The organism is Victivallis lenta, assembly GCF_009695545.1.
Taxonomy (GTDB): Bacteria; Verrucomicrobiota; Lentisphaeria; order Victivallales; family Victivallaceae; genus Victivallis; species Victivallis lenta.
On record NZ_VUNS01000019.1, the window covers coordinates 73,672 to 87,626 of the forward strand.

The following is a 13,955-nucleotide window of genomic DNA, read 5'->3' on the forward strand; positions in this document are numbered from 1 at the left end:
GGAGGAATCATGAAAGTCGATTTAACCGGAAAAGTGGCCGTCGTCACCGGCGGCGGCGGGATCCTGTGCAGCGTCATGGCGAAGTCCCTGGCGGCGAGCGGCGCAAAGGTCGCAATTCTCGATCTGAAGGAAGAGGCGGCCGCGAAGGTCGCCGACGAGATCGTCGCGGCGGGCGGCCGGGCGGTCGGCGTCGCTGCGAACGTGCTCGACATCGAGAGCCTGAAAAAAGCCGAAGCGGCAGTCAAGGCGGCGTTCGGCGACTGCGACATTCTGGTCAACGGCGCGGGCGGCAACAATCCGAAGGGGACCACGAGCAAAGAGTATCTGTTTCCCGAGGATCTGAAGAATCAGGTCGAGGGGCTCAAGACCTTCTTCGATCTCGACCCGGCCGGCGTCGGTTTCGTCTTCAATCTGAATTTCCTCGGCACGCTGCTGCCGACGCAGGTTTTCTGCCGCGCCATGGCGGAAAAGGGATGCGGCAGCATCGTCAATGTTTCGAGCATGAATGCGTTTACGCCGCTCACGAAGATTCCGGCCTACTCGGGCGCCAAGGCGGCGGTCAGCAACTTCACACAGTGGCTGGCGGTTCACTTTTCGAAGGTCGGCATCCGCGTGAACGCGATCGCTCCGGGCTTCTTCCTGACCGAGCAGAACCGCACGCTGCTGACCAATCCGGACGGCAGCCTGACGGCGCGCGGCAACACGATTCTTGCGCATACGCCGATGGGGCGTTTCGGCACGCCGGAGGATCTTACGGGGGCGCTGCTTTTCCTCGTGGACGACTCGGCTTCGTCCTTCATCAACGGCGTGGTGCTGCCGGTCGACGGCGCGTTCTCCGCCTTTTCGGGAGTCTAGGTCATGCCGTACAATATGGAACAGACTTTTCGCTGGTACGGGCCGAAGGACCCGGTTCCGCTCGCTTTCGTCCGCCAGACCGGCGCGACGGGCGTGGTCAGCTCACTGCACCACATTCCGTACGGCGAAGTGTGGACGGTCGAGGAGATCGAGAAGCACAAGAAGCTGATCGAAGACGCCGGGCTCACCTGGAGCGTCGTCGAGAGCCTGCCCGTGCATGAGGACATCAAGACCCGCAGCGGCCGTTGCGAAGAGTACATCGAAAACTACAAGATTTCGCTGGAAAATCTCGGCAAGTGCGGCATCCGCGTCATCACCTACAACTTCATGCCGGTGCTGGACTGGATCCGCACCGACCTCGCCTACCGGCTGCCGGACGGCTCCGAGGCGCTGTACTTCAACCAGGCGCAGTTTGCGGCGTTCGAAATCTTCATCCTGAAGCGCAAGGGCGCCGAAAAGGAGTATACGCCGGAAAAGGTCGCCGAAGCGAAGGCGTTCCATGAGAGCCTGAGCCCGGAAGCGCTCGAAAAGTTCACGACCGGCCTCATCGACAACTTCCCCGGTTTCAAAGGCGTTACGCTCGAAGACGTCCGCGCGATGCTGAAGAAGTACGAAACGCTCACGCGCTCCGATCTTGAGTCGAACCTGAAGCACTTCCTCTCCGAAGTGTGCCCGGTCGCCGAAAAGGCCGGCTGCATCATGGTCATCCACCCGGACGACCCGCCGTACTCGATCCTCGGGCTGCCGCGCATTTTCAGCACCATCGACGATGTGAAGAGCCTGCTCGCCATGGTCGATTCCCCGGCCAACGGCGTCTGTTTCTGCGCCGGCAGCTTCAGCGGGCGTCTCGACAACAACGTGGTCGAGATGTTCAAGGCCTGCGCCGACCGGGTCGGCTTCATCCATCTGCGCAGCACCGCCCATGACGGAAAAGGCAACTTCTACGAAGCCAACCATCTCGAAGGCGTTGTCGATATGTATGGCCTGGTGAAGGCGATCATCGAAGAGCAGATGCGCCGCAAGAAGGCCGGACGCGCCGACTGGCGCATTCCGTTCCGGCCCGATCACGGCCATACGATGCTCGACGATCTGGCCAAGCCCCCCTGCCCGAATCCCGGCTACACCGCGATCGGCCGCCTGAAGGGACTGGCGGAAATTCGCGGACTCGAGCATGGAATCCTCAAATCCATGGGAGTCTGAACCGCATTATGAATTCCCGGAGGAAGACGACATGCTTCCTCCGGGAATTTTTCGTTTCAGCAGATTTCGATCAACTGTGCGCCGGACATGCGCGCATAGTCGCGCATGAATTCGAACGTCAGCGCCGGAGCGTGAACGGAGTGGTGGGCGCCGCCCGCTTCGATCCAGAGCCGGGCCCCCTCGGCGAGATCCGGCTTCGGAATCCAGACCGTTCGGGCGACCGGGAGTTTCGGCAGGTCCGCGTCGGGAGCGACGACTTCAACCTCGTTGACCACGAGCCGGAAACGGTCGCCGAGTTCGATCATGCTCGCATTGACGGCCGGGCCCGGCCTGGTGTTGAAAACGAGGCGGGCCGGATCGGCCTTTCCGCCGATGCCGAGCGGATGCACCTCAAGCGACGGCTTTCCTGCCGCGATCGACGGACAGACCTCCAGCATGTGTGAGCCGAGCACCCGCTCGCGGCCGCGTTCGAAGTGGTAGGTGTAATCCTCCATGAAGCTCACCCCGCCGGGAAGGCCGGACGCCATGACCTTCATCGAGTGGAGCAGCGCCGCGGTCTTCCAGTCGCCTTCGGCGCCGAAGCCGTAACCGTCGGCCATCAGCCGCTGCGCGGCAAGGCCCGGCAGCTGCCGGAGTCCGTGAAGGTCTTCAAAGGTGGTCGTGAAGCCGGAGTAGCCTCCGGTCTCGAGAAATGCGCGGATGCCGAGCTCCTGCCGGGCCGCTTCGCGGATCGAGGCCATGGCCGCGCCGGAGCGGTCCGGAACCGTGTAGAGCTCGAAATACTCCTTTACAAGCGAATCGACTTCGCCGTCGGTGATCCGGCCGATATATTCGAGAAGATCGCCGACGCCATAGCCGTCGACCGTATAGCCGAAGGCGATCTGGGCCGACACCTTGTTGCCTTCGGTGACGGCGACTTCACGCATATTGTCGCCGAAACGCGCGATTTTCATGGTCTGCGAATCCCGCCACGCCACGGCTACGCGGACCCAGACGTCGATCTTCCGCTGCACTTCGCGGTACTTGTAGAAGCCGTTGACAACCCGGCGCGAAAGAGCGAGCCGGGTGCAGACGAAGCCGAATTCCCGGTCGCCGTGGGCCGCCTGGTTCAGATTCATGAAGTCCATGTCGATTTCGGACCACGGAATTTCGCAGTTCGCCTGCGTATTCAGATGCAGCATCGGCTTCTGCAGCAGTTTGAGGCCGTTGATCCACATCTTGGCCGGGCTGAACGTGTGCATCCAGCAGATGACGCCGGCGCAGCCGGGATCGCTGTTGGCCGCGACGATGGTTTCGGTCACTTCAGCCTGCGTCGTCACGGTCGGACGCCAGACGATGCGCTGAGAAATGTTGCCGTCCCGGTTCAGGGCATCGACGACGGCGCGGCTGTCGGCGGCGACCTTCTTCAGGGTCTCTTCCCCGTACAGGTGCTGGCTGCCGGTGATGAACCAGATGTCATACTTTTTTTCGTCAATTCTTCTGGCCATAATAAGCGTTCTTTCCGTGTTTGCGACTGTAGTGCTTTTCGATCAGCGAAGCTTTGAGGCGCGGCGCATCCGGATTGATCCGTTCGGTCAGGTATGCCATGCGGCAGAGCTCTTCGAGCACCTTCGCATGGTAGACGGCCTTCTCGGCATTGACTCCCCAGGTGAACGGGCCGTGCCCGGCCACCAGAACCATCTGAATCTCATCCGGATTCAACTTTTCCGCCCTGAAGCTTTCGACGATCTGGTTGCCGGTTTCGGTTTCGTAGTCATTGGCGATGCGTTCGTCCGCCATCAGCGGCGTGCAGGGAATGTCGCCGGCGAGATGATCGGCGTGCGTCGTGCCGTAGATCGGCACCGGACGCAGCGCCTGCGCCCAGGCGACCGCATGGGTCGAGTGCGTATGCACGATCCCTCCGATGTGCGGAAATGCATTGTACAGGACAAGGTGCGTATTCACATCGCTGGAGGGGCGCAGCTCGCCGTCGACGACGTTTCCGTCCAGATCGACGATCACCATGTCCTTCGGCTCCATCCGGTCGTAATCGACGCCGGAGGGCTTGATGGCGAAAACGCCGCGATTGCGGTCGATCGAGCTCACGTTGCCGAAGGTATAGATGACGAGCCCGAGCTTCGGCAGCTCGAGATTCGCCTTCCAGCACTGTTCCCTGAGTTTCTTAAACATTTTTCATGGTCTCCTCTTCCAGAAGTTTGCCGTATGCGAGATATCGCCGGTACTCTTCCTCATAAACCGCCGCGTGCGCCGGATCCGGTTCGTAGACGCGGTCGACCCCGGCGCCCATTTTGCGCATGGCCGCGTCGAGGTCGGGATAAACCCCGGCCGCCGCCGCTGCAAACATCGCCCCGCCGAGCGCACACGCCTGTTCGGCGGCGGGCGTCTTGATCGGCAGGTTGAAGACATCGGCGCACATCTGCATGATGAACGGGGATTTGCGCGCGATTCCGCCGATGGCCGCGACGGCCTTGACCGGAACACCCTCTTCGCGGAACCGTTCGATGATCCGGCGCGCGCCGAACACGGTCGATTCAGCCAGCGCCCGGTAGACCATCGGAGCGCTCGAACCGAGATTGAGCCCGAGGACGGCGCCGCGCAGGTGCGGATTCGCGTCCGGCGTGCGGCGGCCGTTGAACCAGTCGAGCGCGAGGATGCCGGTTGAACCCGGCGGAATCGCCGCCGCCTCTTTTTCCAGCTCCGGAATCGAAACTTCGCCGGCCCAGCCGAGCAGCCGCTTGAACCATGCGTAGACGTCCCCGAAAGCGGATTGCCCGGCCTCGAGTCCGACCATGCCCGGAATCACCGAGCCGTCGACCTGCCCGCAGATGCCGCGGACGCAGGTGTCCACCTCCGGCGCGACCAGGATGTCGCAGGTCGAGGTTCCGACCACCTTGACCAGTTCATAGGGCGCGATCTGGGCGCCGACCGCGCCGAAGTGACAGTCGAACGCGGTGCCGGCGACAACGACGTTTCCGGGCAGTCCGAGCCTGCCTGCCCATTCCGGCGAGAGTGTGCCGACCGGAACGTCGGCGGTGCAGGTTTCGGTGTAAAGCCGGGAACGGAGGCCGGCCAGCAGCGGATCGACTCCGCTCAGAAACTCCTCCGGCGGCAGCCCGCCCCACGATGCATGCCACATCGCCTTGTGTCCGGCGGCGCAGCGGCTGCGGACCATGGTCAGCGGATCAGTGCGTCCGCAGAGCTCGCCGGCAATCCAGTCGCAGTGCTCGACCCAGCTGAACGCGGCGCCGCGGACTGCCGGGTCGCTCTTCAGCGTGTGCAGGATCTTGCTCCAGAACCATTCGCTTGAATAGATGCCGCCCTCGTACATCGTGTAGTCGGTTCCGCCGTGCGTTTTCGCGTATTCGTTGATCCGGGCGGCCTCGGCGATGGCGGTATGGTCTTTCCAGAGGATGAACATCGCATTCGGATTTTCGGCGAATTCCGGCTTCAGCGCGAGCGGCGTGCCTTCACGATCGACCGCACACGGCGTCGAGCCGGTCGTATCGATGCCGATGCCTGCCACCCGGGCCGGATCGACTCCGGAGACGACGCGCCGGATGACGACTTCAATGCCCTCCAGATAATCGAGCGGATGCTGCCGGAAGCGGCTTTGCGCCGCATCGCAGTAAAGTCCTTCGCTCCAGCGCCGGTAGGGATGGACGTGCGAAGCGAGATTTTCTCCGGTCTCCGCGTCGATCAGAACCGCCCGGACGCTGTCCGAACCGAAATCAATGCCGATCAGAAGCCTGCTCATAACTCTCCGTCTGTTTCAGTTATTGGTTCATCTGGCCCTCCGCAGGACGACGGTGGACATCGGAGCGACCTTCAGCACGGTTCCGCCCGCGATTTCGCCGCCGTCCGGCAGGCGCTTATAGACAATATTCTTCGGCGTCGTGAAGGTGAACTCCCGGGACGACGCATTCATGGCGAAGAGATACGGACCGTAAAGAAGCTTGTAGAAATCCCCCCGTCCGGCGAGCGGATTCTCCTGCCCCGTTCCGGCCGTTTTCGGAAGCCGGGCGATCGGAAGGGTTTCTCCGGCATGGATCGAGCGGACGTTGTCCGGGTAGTTGAGCCCGCCGGCACCGACGCCGGAATTGGTCCAGCCGGGCCGGACGAAGATCCGGCCGGACGGCTGGAATTCGACCTCCTGCCGGACTGTGGCCAGACGTTCGAGCACCGGCGTGACGTGGTGAATCCGGGCGAGGAAGTTCACCGCGTGCGGAGCCCGCCAGTAGAGCGAGGCGTACAGGATCTCCGAGCCGTATTTGACCGCGAGCACACCGCTCTCTTCGTCGCTGAAGACGAAGTCCGGCTGTCCTTCACTCATCGGCAGCCGGGAAGAGCTCGCCGGCTGCGCCGTCAGCAGCCGGTAGTGCTCCGGCACATGCAGCAGCCCGAACGTCGTGCGGAACTCCCGGTCCTCCATCTGCCTGTCGAGCGACGGAAAAAACTGCCGCTCCCCGAACATCTGCTGAACGATTCCGGTCGAGTACGGTTCGAGCACCGCCGCAGCCGCCTGCAGCACGGATGCACCGCTTTCGGGACGCTGGACGTAGGTCACATCACCGGGAAACTGCATGTCGCGCCAGCCGATGACCGTCTCGAGCCGCATGACCGGATTGTGCGCCAAATTCAGCGCCGGATAACGGAAAAAGCTGCGTGCCCGGATCATTTCGCGCAACACGCCGAGAATCCGTTCATCCCCCGGCTTGCCGGGCTCCGGCCGCGTCGCCTGATAGATCGCGGCAGCCAGCGCCGGCAGTTCCCCGTCATTGCCGTCGTAGCCGAACTCCTTCGGCAGCCGCTTCGCGGTGAACAGACGATCGCTCCCGCCGGACTTCAGAACCGGTTTCCCTTTGCCGTCCAGGGGGCCGGACCAGGGTTCGAGCCCGACCGACTCGTAAAGACAGCCGAGGACCACCTCCGGCGGCAGCCCCTTCGACGGATCGAGCAGCCTGAGCCCCCGGTTGTTCCGGTACAGGTTCAAATCGACGATCATCGACTGCTTCGGATGACGGCTGCGGGAGGCGGCCAGGTGACGAACGCCCGCCTCAAGCATATCGGCCCACGCCTTGCGGCGCCGGACCGGCTGCCCGTCCGGTCCGCGCAGCTCTTCGTCAAGATACGGACCGAGATCCTTGTGAAGCAGCCGGACCGCCTCGGCGGCCGGGCCGAACCCGGTCCATGCCGGATAGACCGCCGAACGGTCGTCGGAGGCCAGAGACGGGTCCTCCCGCCAACGCAGGTAACAATTGTCCAGCCCGGCGACGATCCGCCTGACCGCCTCCGGATTCCGGCAGGCCCTGCTCCACTCCAGCCCGGCGGCTTCGGCGGCCATCAGGAGCTGCATCTGGTTCGTAAAACGCCCGTCCGGACCGAGGAGCCGGTCGAGTTCGCGGTTGACGCGCTCTTTCAGCGCCTCGAACGACTCCGGCTGCTGCGGCGGAAGCACCGGCTCGGGACGGGCGCCCTGCCTGTCCTCCGCCGGCGGTTTGAAGTAGCTGTGATCGTGAACGTAAAAGCGGTAGAGCCCGCGGCTCGGCGTGAGCATCTTCTTCTGGTACTGCTCGAAGGTCCGTCCAGGTTCCCAGATGCGGCCGGTCGAAACGATCTCGAATTCGACGCGCTCCCGGCGGTAGGTGGCCGACATCGGCAGCGGCAGCGTCACATAGTAAAACCGGCCCGGAACGGCCGGTTCCGGGCTGCCGTAATCGAGCAGACCGATATCCCCGCGGCTGCGGTAGCCGACCTGCCTGCCGTCGGCATGCAGTATCAGCAGATTTTCGTTCACGTCGCCGCCCCAGAGCTTCAGCGTCACGTAGTTCTGCCGGTTCGGATTGACCCGGAGCTTGAATTTGACGCTGCCGCCCTGCCAGGAGGCCGGGGCGCGGGGCAGAAGGATTCGGGCGGGCTCATCCAGACCGCCCCGGATGACTTCGCTGTCGTCGCTCTCCAGCCCGTGGCTTTTTTCGGAACCGGGTTCGCCGAACTGAATCGCGTCGTAAATTGCCGCCCGGGCGCTCCAGGCGGCCAGGAGCGCCGCCGCAATACCGAGCATGGTCAGAATCGATTTCATAACTGTGGATGCCTTTTCGTTGTCTTCGGGCGGAACACGCTTTCCGGAGTGAGACCGCCCGATTTCCGGTACTTTTCCTTACTTTATCACCGCACAACGGATAATTCCAGTTGCCGAAAGCTTCTTTCTCGACCATTCCCGCCCGAAAAAAAGAAATCCGGCGCCCGGCAAGGGAGTCGGATCGATCCGGCAGACGGGAGAATGAACTTTCAGCCGTGCTCCAGCAGGTGAATCATCGCCTCGCCCACGGCTGCGGCGGAATCCGGATTCTGCCCGGTCACGAGGTTGCCGTCGACGACGATGTGCGAAAGCCACGGTTCGCGGCTCAGGTAATGGGCTCCCGCGCTCTTCAGGCGGTCCTCCAGCCGAAAGCGGACGGAAGAAGAATCCTCCGGATTCGCATCCTCTTCCGCGTTCGAGAGTCCGGTCACGCCGCGCCGGAACACGAGCGGATGCCCGTCGCAGCGGGTTCCCCCGAGCAGCGCAGCAGGGCCGTAGGAGACGGCGCCGACCACCTTCCCGGAGTCGAGCATGCGGCCGAGCAGCCGCGTGTTGCCGGGGTCGGCCGCGAGCCGTTCCCCGGGACAGCAGCGGCCGCCCGGGTAGAACACCGCGTCGAACTGCCAGTCCGCAACCGATTCGAGCGGGAAAAGCCGCGCCAGCGCCGGGTCGAAACCGTCCTTCCAGCACTCCTGCAGATACTCCGGCGCGTTTCCGCGCAGAAGTTCGAGATCCAACGTCCTGCCGGCGCAGTGCGGGGCTGCCACGAAAACCGCATAGCCGGCCTTGCGGAACAGGTAATACGGAATCGTGAATTCGTCCAGCCCTCCGCCGTTCACGCAGCGGCGGCAGGTCTCTTTGTCGAGCGACGCGAGAATGATCAGTACCTGCTTCATGTCGAACCTCCCAAAAGCGACCGCTGCGCCGGAATGTCCTTTTTTTCCGGCGCATTGCAACTCCACTCTTCACTTATTCATTATACCTGTTATTTCCGAAAAAGCAAGTGCGGATTCGATTTCCGGGATGCATATCCGTCTCTTTCACAACAGCTCTCCGTACCGCCGGATGTAGCGCCGCTTCATGAACTGAGTCAATGCCATGTAGAGAATCAGCGTCAGCGCCAGATAACCGAAGTAGATGCCGGGGAGCGGAGCCAGCCCGATCCGTTCCCCGAACCCGGTAAACGGCAGCGCGGTCGCCAGAGCGATCCCGGCGCCCGAGAGCACGAACACCGGAAAGGAAGCCCGGCTCTGCAGGAACGGGAGCTTCGGCGTGCGGATCAGATGAATCACCAGCGACTGCGACCACATCGATTCGATGAACCAGCCGGCCTGGAACACGGCCTCGTAGTATTCGCGCAGCTCTTCGCTGCCGAGCTGGTGATACAGCAGCCCGCCGCACACGGCCGGACAGATGACGTAGAACATCAAAAGATAGGTCGTGATGTCGAACACCGAGCTCGACGGTCCGATCCGCAGCATGAAGCCGGCCACCGACGATGCATCCCAGGTGCGCGGCTTCTTCAGGTAGTCCGCATCGACGTTGTCCCACGGAATCGCCGTGCACGAGATGTCGTAGATCAGATTAAGCAGCAGGAGCTGCATGCTCAGCATCGGCAGGAACGGCAGAAATGCGCTGGCGATCAGCACCGAAAACATGTTGCCGAAATTCGAACTCGCGGTCATCTTGATGTACTTGATCATGTTCGCGTAGGTCCGCCGCCCTTCAAGGATGCCGCTTTCAAGCACCATCAGGTCCTTTTCGAGCAGGATGATGTCGGCCGATTCGCGCGCGATGTCGACCGCGGTATCCACCGAAATCCCGACATCGGCGGCCTTCATCGCGGCTGCGTCGTTGATGCCGTCTCCGAGAAAGCCGACGGTGTGGCCGTTGCGGCGCAGCACTTCGACGATCCGTGCTTTCTGCTGCGGCGAGAGCTTCGCGAACACATTCGTCTTTTCGACGGCAGCGGCAAGTTCGCCGTCATCCATATGCTCGATCTCGCTGCCGAGCAGCAGGCGGTCGATGCCGAACTTGACCTGGCGGCAGATGCAGCGGGTCACACGGTCGTTGTCGCCGGTCAGCACCTTGGCCGCCACACCGTGTTCGCCGAGCACCCGGATCGCTTCCTCGGTCGTGCTTTTCGGCGGGTCGAGAAAGGCGAGATAACCGATCAGCACCATATCCGCTTCGTCCCGGACCGAAAACGCGCCGACCGGAGACGGGCTGTTCTTCTGCGCCACGGCGATCACCCGCATGCCGTTGTCGTTGAAGCGTTCGACCGTGCGCAGGATTTCGGCTGCGATTTCGTCTGTCAGCGGCTCCACGCGGCCCCGGTACTCGACATGGGACGATACGGCAAGCATCTCCTCGACCGCGCCTTTGGTGATCATCTGCGTTTTTCCGCTGCTGCGGTCGGCGACCACGACACTCATGCGGCGGCGTTCGAAATCGAACGGAATCTCATCGACCTTCTCGCAGGATTCGATGAGCGAATCAATGCCGTCCGGCCACATCTCCCGGCTCTTTTCGATGATCGCGACATCCATGAGATTGCGCAGACCGGTCTGGTGAAAGCTGTTGAGGAAGGCATGGCGCAGCACTCGCAGGTCCTCGTTGCCGTGGATGTCCATATGGATTTCAAGCACGACCTTATCCTGCGTCAGCGTTCCGGTCTTGTCGGTGCAGAGGATATCCATCGCACCGAAATTCTGGATCGAGTTCAGATTCTTGATGATGCACTTCCTCTTCGACATCGCGACCGCGCCTTTTGCAAGGCAGGTCGTCACGATCATCGGCAGCATCTCCGGCGTCAGGCCGACCGCGATCGAAACGGCGAACAGAAACGCCCCCTGCCAGTTCCCTTTGGTGAAGCCGTTCAGGAAGAGCACGACCGGCACCATGACCAGCATGAAACGGATCAGCACCCAGGAAACCGAGTTGACCCCCTTCTCGAAACCGGTCGCCGGCCTCGGGGCGTCGAGCGAACCGGCCATGCCGCCGAGCACGGTGTCGTCGCCGACCGCGAGAACGACGGCGACGGCGGTGCCGGAGACGATATTGCTGCCGAAGAAGGCCAGCGCCGGATTCTCCAGCAGGGTTTCGCAGGACGAAGCCGCGGCGGATTTCTCCAGCGGTTCGCTCTCGCCGGTCAGGGCGGCCTGGCTGATGAAGAGATCCTTCGAGCGGAGGATGCGGACATCGGCCGGAACCATGTCGCCGGCGGCGAGATGGACGATGTCGCCGACCGCGAGCTCCTCAAGCGGAAGCTCGGCTTTTCCCGCCGGATCGCGTTCAACGGCGGCGGTGGTACGGACCATCTCGCTCAGCCGGGCGGCGGCATTGCCGGAACGGGTCTCCTGAATAAAGCGCAGGAACCCGCTCACGAACACCATGGTCAGCACGATTCCGACGGTCATGGCGTCTTTCTCTTCCGGCACGGCGAACCAGACGTCGGTCACGAATGAGACCGCCGCAAGCGCGAACAAAATCAGGGTGAACGGGTTGATGAACGCTTCGGCAAGCCGCGAAAGAAACGGTGCTTCCCCGTGGCGGGTGATCTGGTTTTCGCCGTATTCGCGGCGCATGCGGCGGAGCGTATCCTCCTGCAGTCCCCTGACGGAAAACTCCGGCAGCACCGATTCCGCGCCGTTTCGTGCGGCGCCCAGCAGCCGTTCCCGGACCAGTTTTCTCCTGCGTTCGAGTTCGGCGGTAAAAACTTTCTTCTTCATGCTCAAAATCTCCAGTTTGCGTCAGTGTGCAAAGGGGAGGAGCCGGGGACGGAATCACTTCCGGCGCCGCGAAGAATGCGGACAGCCGGAAGCGCCTCGTCCCGGAGGCTCCACGTTTCGTTTGCTTCCTTCGTCCATTTTTTCACCTCTGGTTGGTTTGCGCCCGCTCCGGTTTCCGGCGGAACGGCATTCCGGGCATAAAAAAACCGCCGTGTGCGGACGGCGGCGGATGCATAACTCTCGAGTTCGTTCCTGCGGCTCTTTCTTTTCGAACCGCCCACCGTCCAAGCTTCGGCATCGGAGGGCGATGAAATTACATTAGTCCACACCTTGGTTTCGATGTGGACTGCTGACCGGCTTGCAGTGTCTCCACTGCTTCGCGGCAGTAACCCGTATCCCTCCGATAGCTTCGCCTACCGGAAAACTGTTTCTCAGTATAACACGAAACAGCGGATGTTTCAAGTCCTTTTCGAAATTTTCCCGGGTTTTAAGCAGCAATGGAGCATTCGGCGAATGTATTGATGAGCGAATGTTCCTTTCGGAAAATTGCGATTGGTCAAAGACTGAAGAATCGGCAGGAAAGCCGGTGAGGCGAGAAGTTCAACTGCTTCGGAGATATAGTTGAATTCCATTTCTCCATCGCTTCTGGAGAGTTCGGCGATCAGTGCACTTTCCGTGCCCGCTACATGACGGCGTGCAAGGGAAAGCAGCGCCTGACCGCGCATGACCGGGAGCTTCGATTGTGTCAACTTCCACAATGTCTCATGCAGTTCCGGATAATCGGTTGTACAGCTGGAGAGGTTGAAGAGCGCCCAGTCGCAAACATCGATTTCAGTATCCTGCGAGAGTTCTGCCAGCACCTCCGCCTCGTCCCGGTTTTCGCCCGGCAGTCCCCAGGCGACGACATGCCGGATTGCCGGATTCGGATGGCGGGAATAGATCATAAGCTTCCGGAATCCCGCCGGAATCCCCTGCCAGCTCAAGGCTCGGAGCAGCACTTCGAGCTCTTCATCGTCCGCAGCCTCATCGATCGCCGGCAGCAGCAAAGCGACCGTTTCGGCCGGCAAGCTTCTTCGCTCACTCCTCCGTCGCTGCAATTGGGAGAGGATTTGCGCCCCGCAGATGCGGTTCAGGCGCACCCCGCTCTCCAGGTATTTTTTTCCAATTTCAAATTCATGCCGGCCGCCGCGTTCGTGAAGAATGGAAAGCGGCTTCCACGGATTCAAATTGCTCCGCTCTATTTGAATCCGGCACTGTACTGCGATTCTTTCGCTCGACATCGCTTTCCAATTCATCTGCGATTTCCCGGCGAGCAATTTAACGGGAGCGTTGAAGTTCCGGCAGCCTGGGCGCGAGGTCGCTCAGCGCGAGATTCAGCGCCTGCCGCATGAGGTCCGCGTAGAGGCTGACGTCTTTGCCGATCCGCGCATAGATCCAGTGGACGATGTAATCCTCGCCGTCGTAATCGTAGCGCCAGACGATTCTGCCGGTTGCGCGCTCAACCAGCTCGAAGCTGACGCCGAGCGCGTTGCGCGACACACCTTCAGGCGCGCCGACCGCCCAGAGCGCCGGGGAGAGAAAGTAACTGATGCAGTAGGTCAGCATCGCACCCGAATAGAACGTATTGTTGACGCTCCCGCGCCAGAGGTACTCCGCGTCGGTCCGGCCGGCCGAATCGGCCAGTTCCACGCGGCCGAAAAGGCGGGACGCCTTCAAGCTCAGCACCGAAGCCTCCGCCAGATCCAGCGACGGATTGAAGTGGAACCGCCCGAGCGACACGAAGTCGTCGCTGCGTTCCGGGAACGGCTTCTTCACGTAGCCGTACGGCATCAGCGGCAGAAGTCCGAGGTAGAACGATCCGCTGTCCGCCGCCGGCGCAAGCTGCTGCAGGCTCTTACGGCTCCGCTGATCGAGGAACGGCAGCACGGCGATGCTTTTCGCCTCCGGCGGCCCTGCGAAACTGACCATCGGCTCCGCGGCGGCGCTGTAATCGAAGGTCGCCACATTCGTGCACCCGGCCAGCAGCAGGAAACCGGCCGCCAGCAGAGCGCTCTGCAACAGAAGTTTTTTCATGATTTCTCCCCTTTCCC

10 protein-coding genes and 1 riboswitch are annotated in these 13,955 nt (G+C 62.0%); of the genes, 2 read left to right on the forward strand and 8 right to left on the reverse strand.

Going from position 1 to position 13,955, the window contains the following annotated elements:
* Positions 1-9: 9 nt before the first annotated feature.
* Complete coding sequence (locus FYJ85_RS15720; RefSeq protein WP_154419460.1) at positions 10-855, forward strand: SDR family oxidoreductase; 846 nt, start codon at positions 10-12, stop codon at positions 853-855.
* Positions 856-858: 3 nt separating this feature from the next.
* The gene (gene uxuA, locus FYJ85_RS15725) at positions 859-2,055 is read left to right on the forward strand and encodes a mannonate dehydratase (RefSeq protein ID WP_206213237.1); all 1,197 of its coding nucleotides are present in this window, start codon (positions 859-861) and stop codon (positions 2,053-2,055) included.
* Positions 2,056-2,111: 56 nt separating this feature from the next.
* Here the strand turns inward: uxuA and araA are convergent, their stop codons facing one another.
* The 8 genes from araA to FYJ85_RS15765 all read right to left on the reverse strand — a co-directional run bounded on the left by araA (position 2,112) and on the right by FYJ85_RS15765 (position 13,938).
* A complete protein-coding gene (gene araA, locus FYJ85_RS15730; RefSeq protein ID WP_106051322.1) occupies positions 2,112-3,542 on the reverse strand; it encodes an L-arabinose isomerase in 1,431 nt (476 codons plus the stop codon).
* Positions 3,526-4,224, reverse strand: a complete 699-nt coding sequence (locus tag FYJ85_RS15735) for an L-ribulose-5-phosphate 4-epimerase (RefSeq protein WP_106051320.1) — start codon at positions 4,222-4,224, stop codon at positions 3,526-3,528. Before FYJ85_RS15735 ends, araA begins: the two co-directional genes overlap by 17 nt.
* Positions 4,217-5,809 carry a ribulokinase gene (locus FYJ85_RS15740; protein WP_154419461.1) on the reverse strand — a complete coding sequence of 531 codons (1,593 nt, stop codon included), beginning with the start codon at positions 5,807-5,809 and terminating at the stop codon, positions 4,217-4,219. The genes FYJ85_RS15735 and FYJ85_RS15740 overlap by 8 nt, the downstream gene beginning before the upstream one ends.
* A 27-nt stretch (positions 5,810-5,836) precedes the next feature.
* Positions 5,837-8,134 (reverse strand): hypothetical protein, encoded by a 2,298-nt coding sequence (locus tag FYJ85_RS15745; RefSeq protein ID WP_154419462.1) that lies wholly within the window; start codon positions 8,132-8,134, stop codon positions 5,837-5,839.
* A 209-nt stretch (positions 8,135-8,343) separates the two neighbouring features.
* Positions 8,344-9,030, reverse strand: coding sequence for a type 1 glutamine amidotransferase domain-containing protein (locus FYJ85_RS15750; RefSeq protein WP_154419463.1), 687 nt, complete (start codon positions 9,028-9,030; stop codon positions 8,344-8,346).
* Positions 9,031-9,174: 144 nt separating this feature from the next.
* On the reverse strand, positions 9,175-11,865 hold the full coding sequence (mgtA, locus tag FYJ85_RS15755; RefSeq protein ID WP_106051312.1) for a magnesium-translocating P-type ATPase: 2,691 nt from the start codon (positions 11,863-11,865) through the stop codon (positions 9,175-9,177).
* Positions 11,866-12,133: 268 nt separating this feature from the next.
* Positions 12,134-12,293, reverse strand: a riboswitch (M-box (ykoK) riboswitch).
* A 30-nt stretch (positions 12,294-12,323) separates the two neighbouring features.
* Complete coding sequence (locus FYJ85_RS15760) at positions 12,324-13,160, reverse strand: hypothetical protein (protein ID WP_154419464.1); 837 nt, start codon at positions 13,158-13,160, stop codon at positions 12,324-12,326.
* A gap of 22 nt (positions 13,161-13,182) precedes the next feature.
* Positions 13,183-13,938: a hypothetical protein gene (locus tag FYJ85_RS15765; RefSeq protein ID WP_154419465.1), complete on the reverse strand. Its 756-nt coding sequence runs from the start codon at positions 13,936-13,938 to the stop codon at positions 13,183-13,185.
* Positions 13,939-13,955 lie beyond the last annotated feature (17 nt).

What these genes read in the sequence shown, in the direction of transcription:
- FYJ85_RS15720 (WP_154419460.1), top strand. Translation starts at nt 10, where the DNA reads ATGAAAGTCGATTTAACCGGAAAAGTGGCCGTCGTCACCGGCGGCGGC.
- uxuA (WP_206213237.1), top strand. Translation starts at nt 859, where the DNA reads ATGCCGTACAATATGGAACAGACTTTTCGCTGGTACGGGCCGAAGGAC.
- araA (WP_106051322.1), bottom strand. Translation starts at nt 3,542, where the DNA reads ATGGCCAGAAGAATTGACGAAAAAAAGTATGACATCTGGTTCATCACC.
- FYJ85_RS15735 (WP_106051320.1), bottom strand. Translation starts at nt 4,224, where the DNA reads ATGTTTAAGAAACTCAGGGAACAGTGCTGGAAGGCGAATCTCGAGCTG.
- FYJ85_RS15740 (WP_154419461.1), bottom strand. Translation starts at nt 5,809, where the DNA reads ATGAGCAGGCTTCTGATCGGCATTGATTTCGGTTCGGACAGCGTCCGG.
- FYJ85_RS15745 (WP_154419462.1), bottom strand. Translation starts at nt 8,134, where the DNA reads ATGAAATCGATTCTGACCATGCTCGGTATTGCGGCGGCGCTCCTGGCC.
- FYJ85_RS15750 (WP_154419463.1), bottom strand. Translation starts at nt 9,030, where the DNA reads ATGAAGCAGGTACTGATCATTCTCGCGTCGCTCGACAAAGAGACCTGC.
- mgtA (WP_106051312.1), bottom strand. Translation starts at nt 11,865, where the DNA reads ATGAAGAAGAAAGTTTTTACCGCCGAACTCGAACGCAGGAGAAAACTG.
- FYJ85_RS15760 (WP_154419464.1), bottom strand. Translation starts at nt 13,160, where the DNA reads ATGAATTGGAAAGCGATGTCGAGCGAAAGAATCGCAGTACAGTGCCGG.
- FYJ85_RS15765 (WP_154419465.1), bottom strand. Translation starts at nt 13,938, where the DNA reads ATGAAAAAACTTCTGTTGCAGAGCGCTCTGCTGGCGGCCGGTTTCCTG.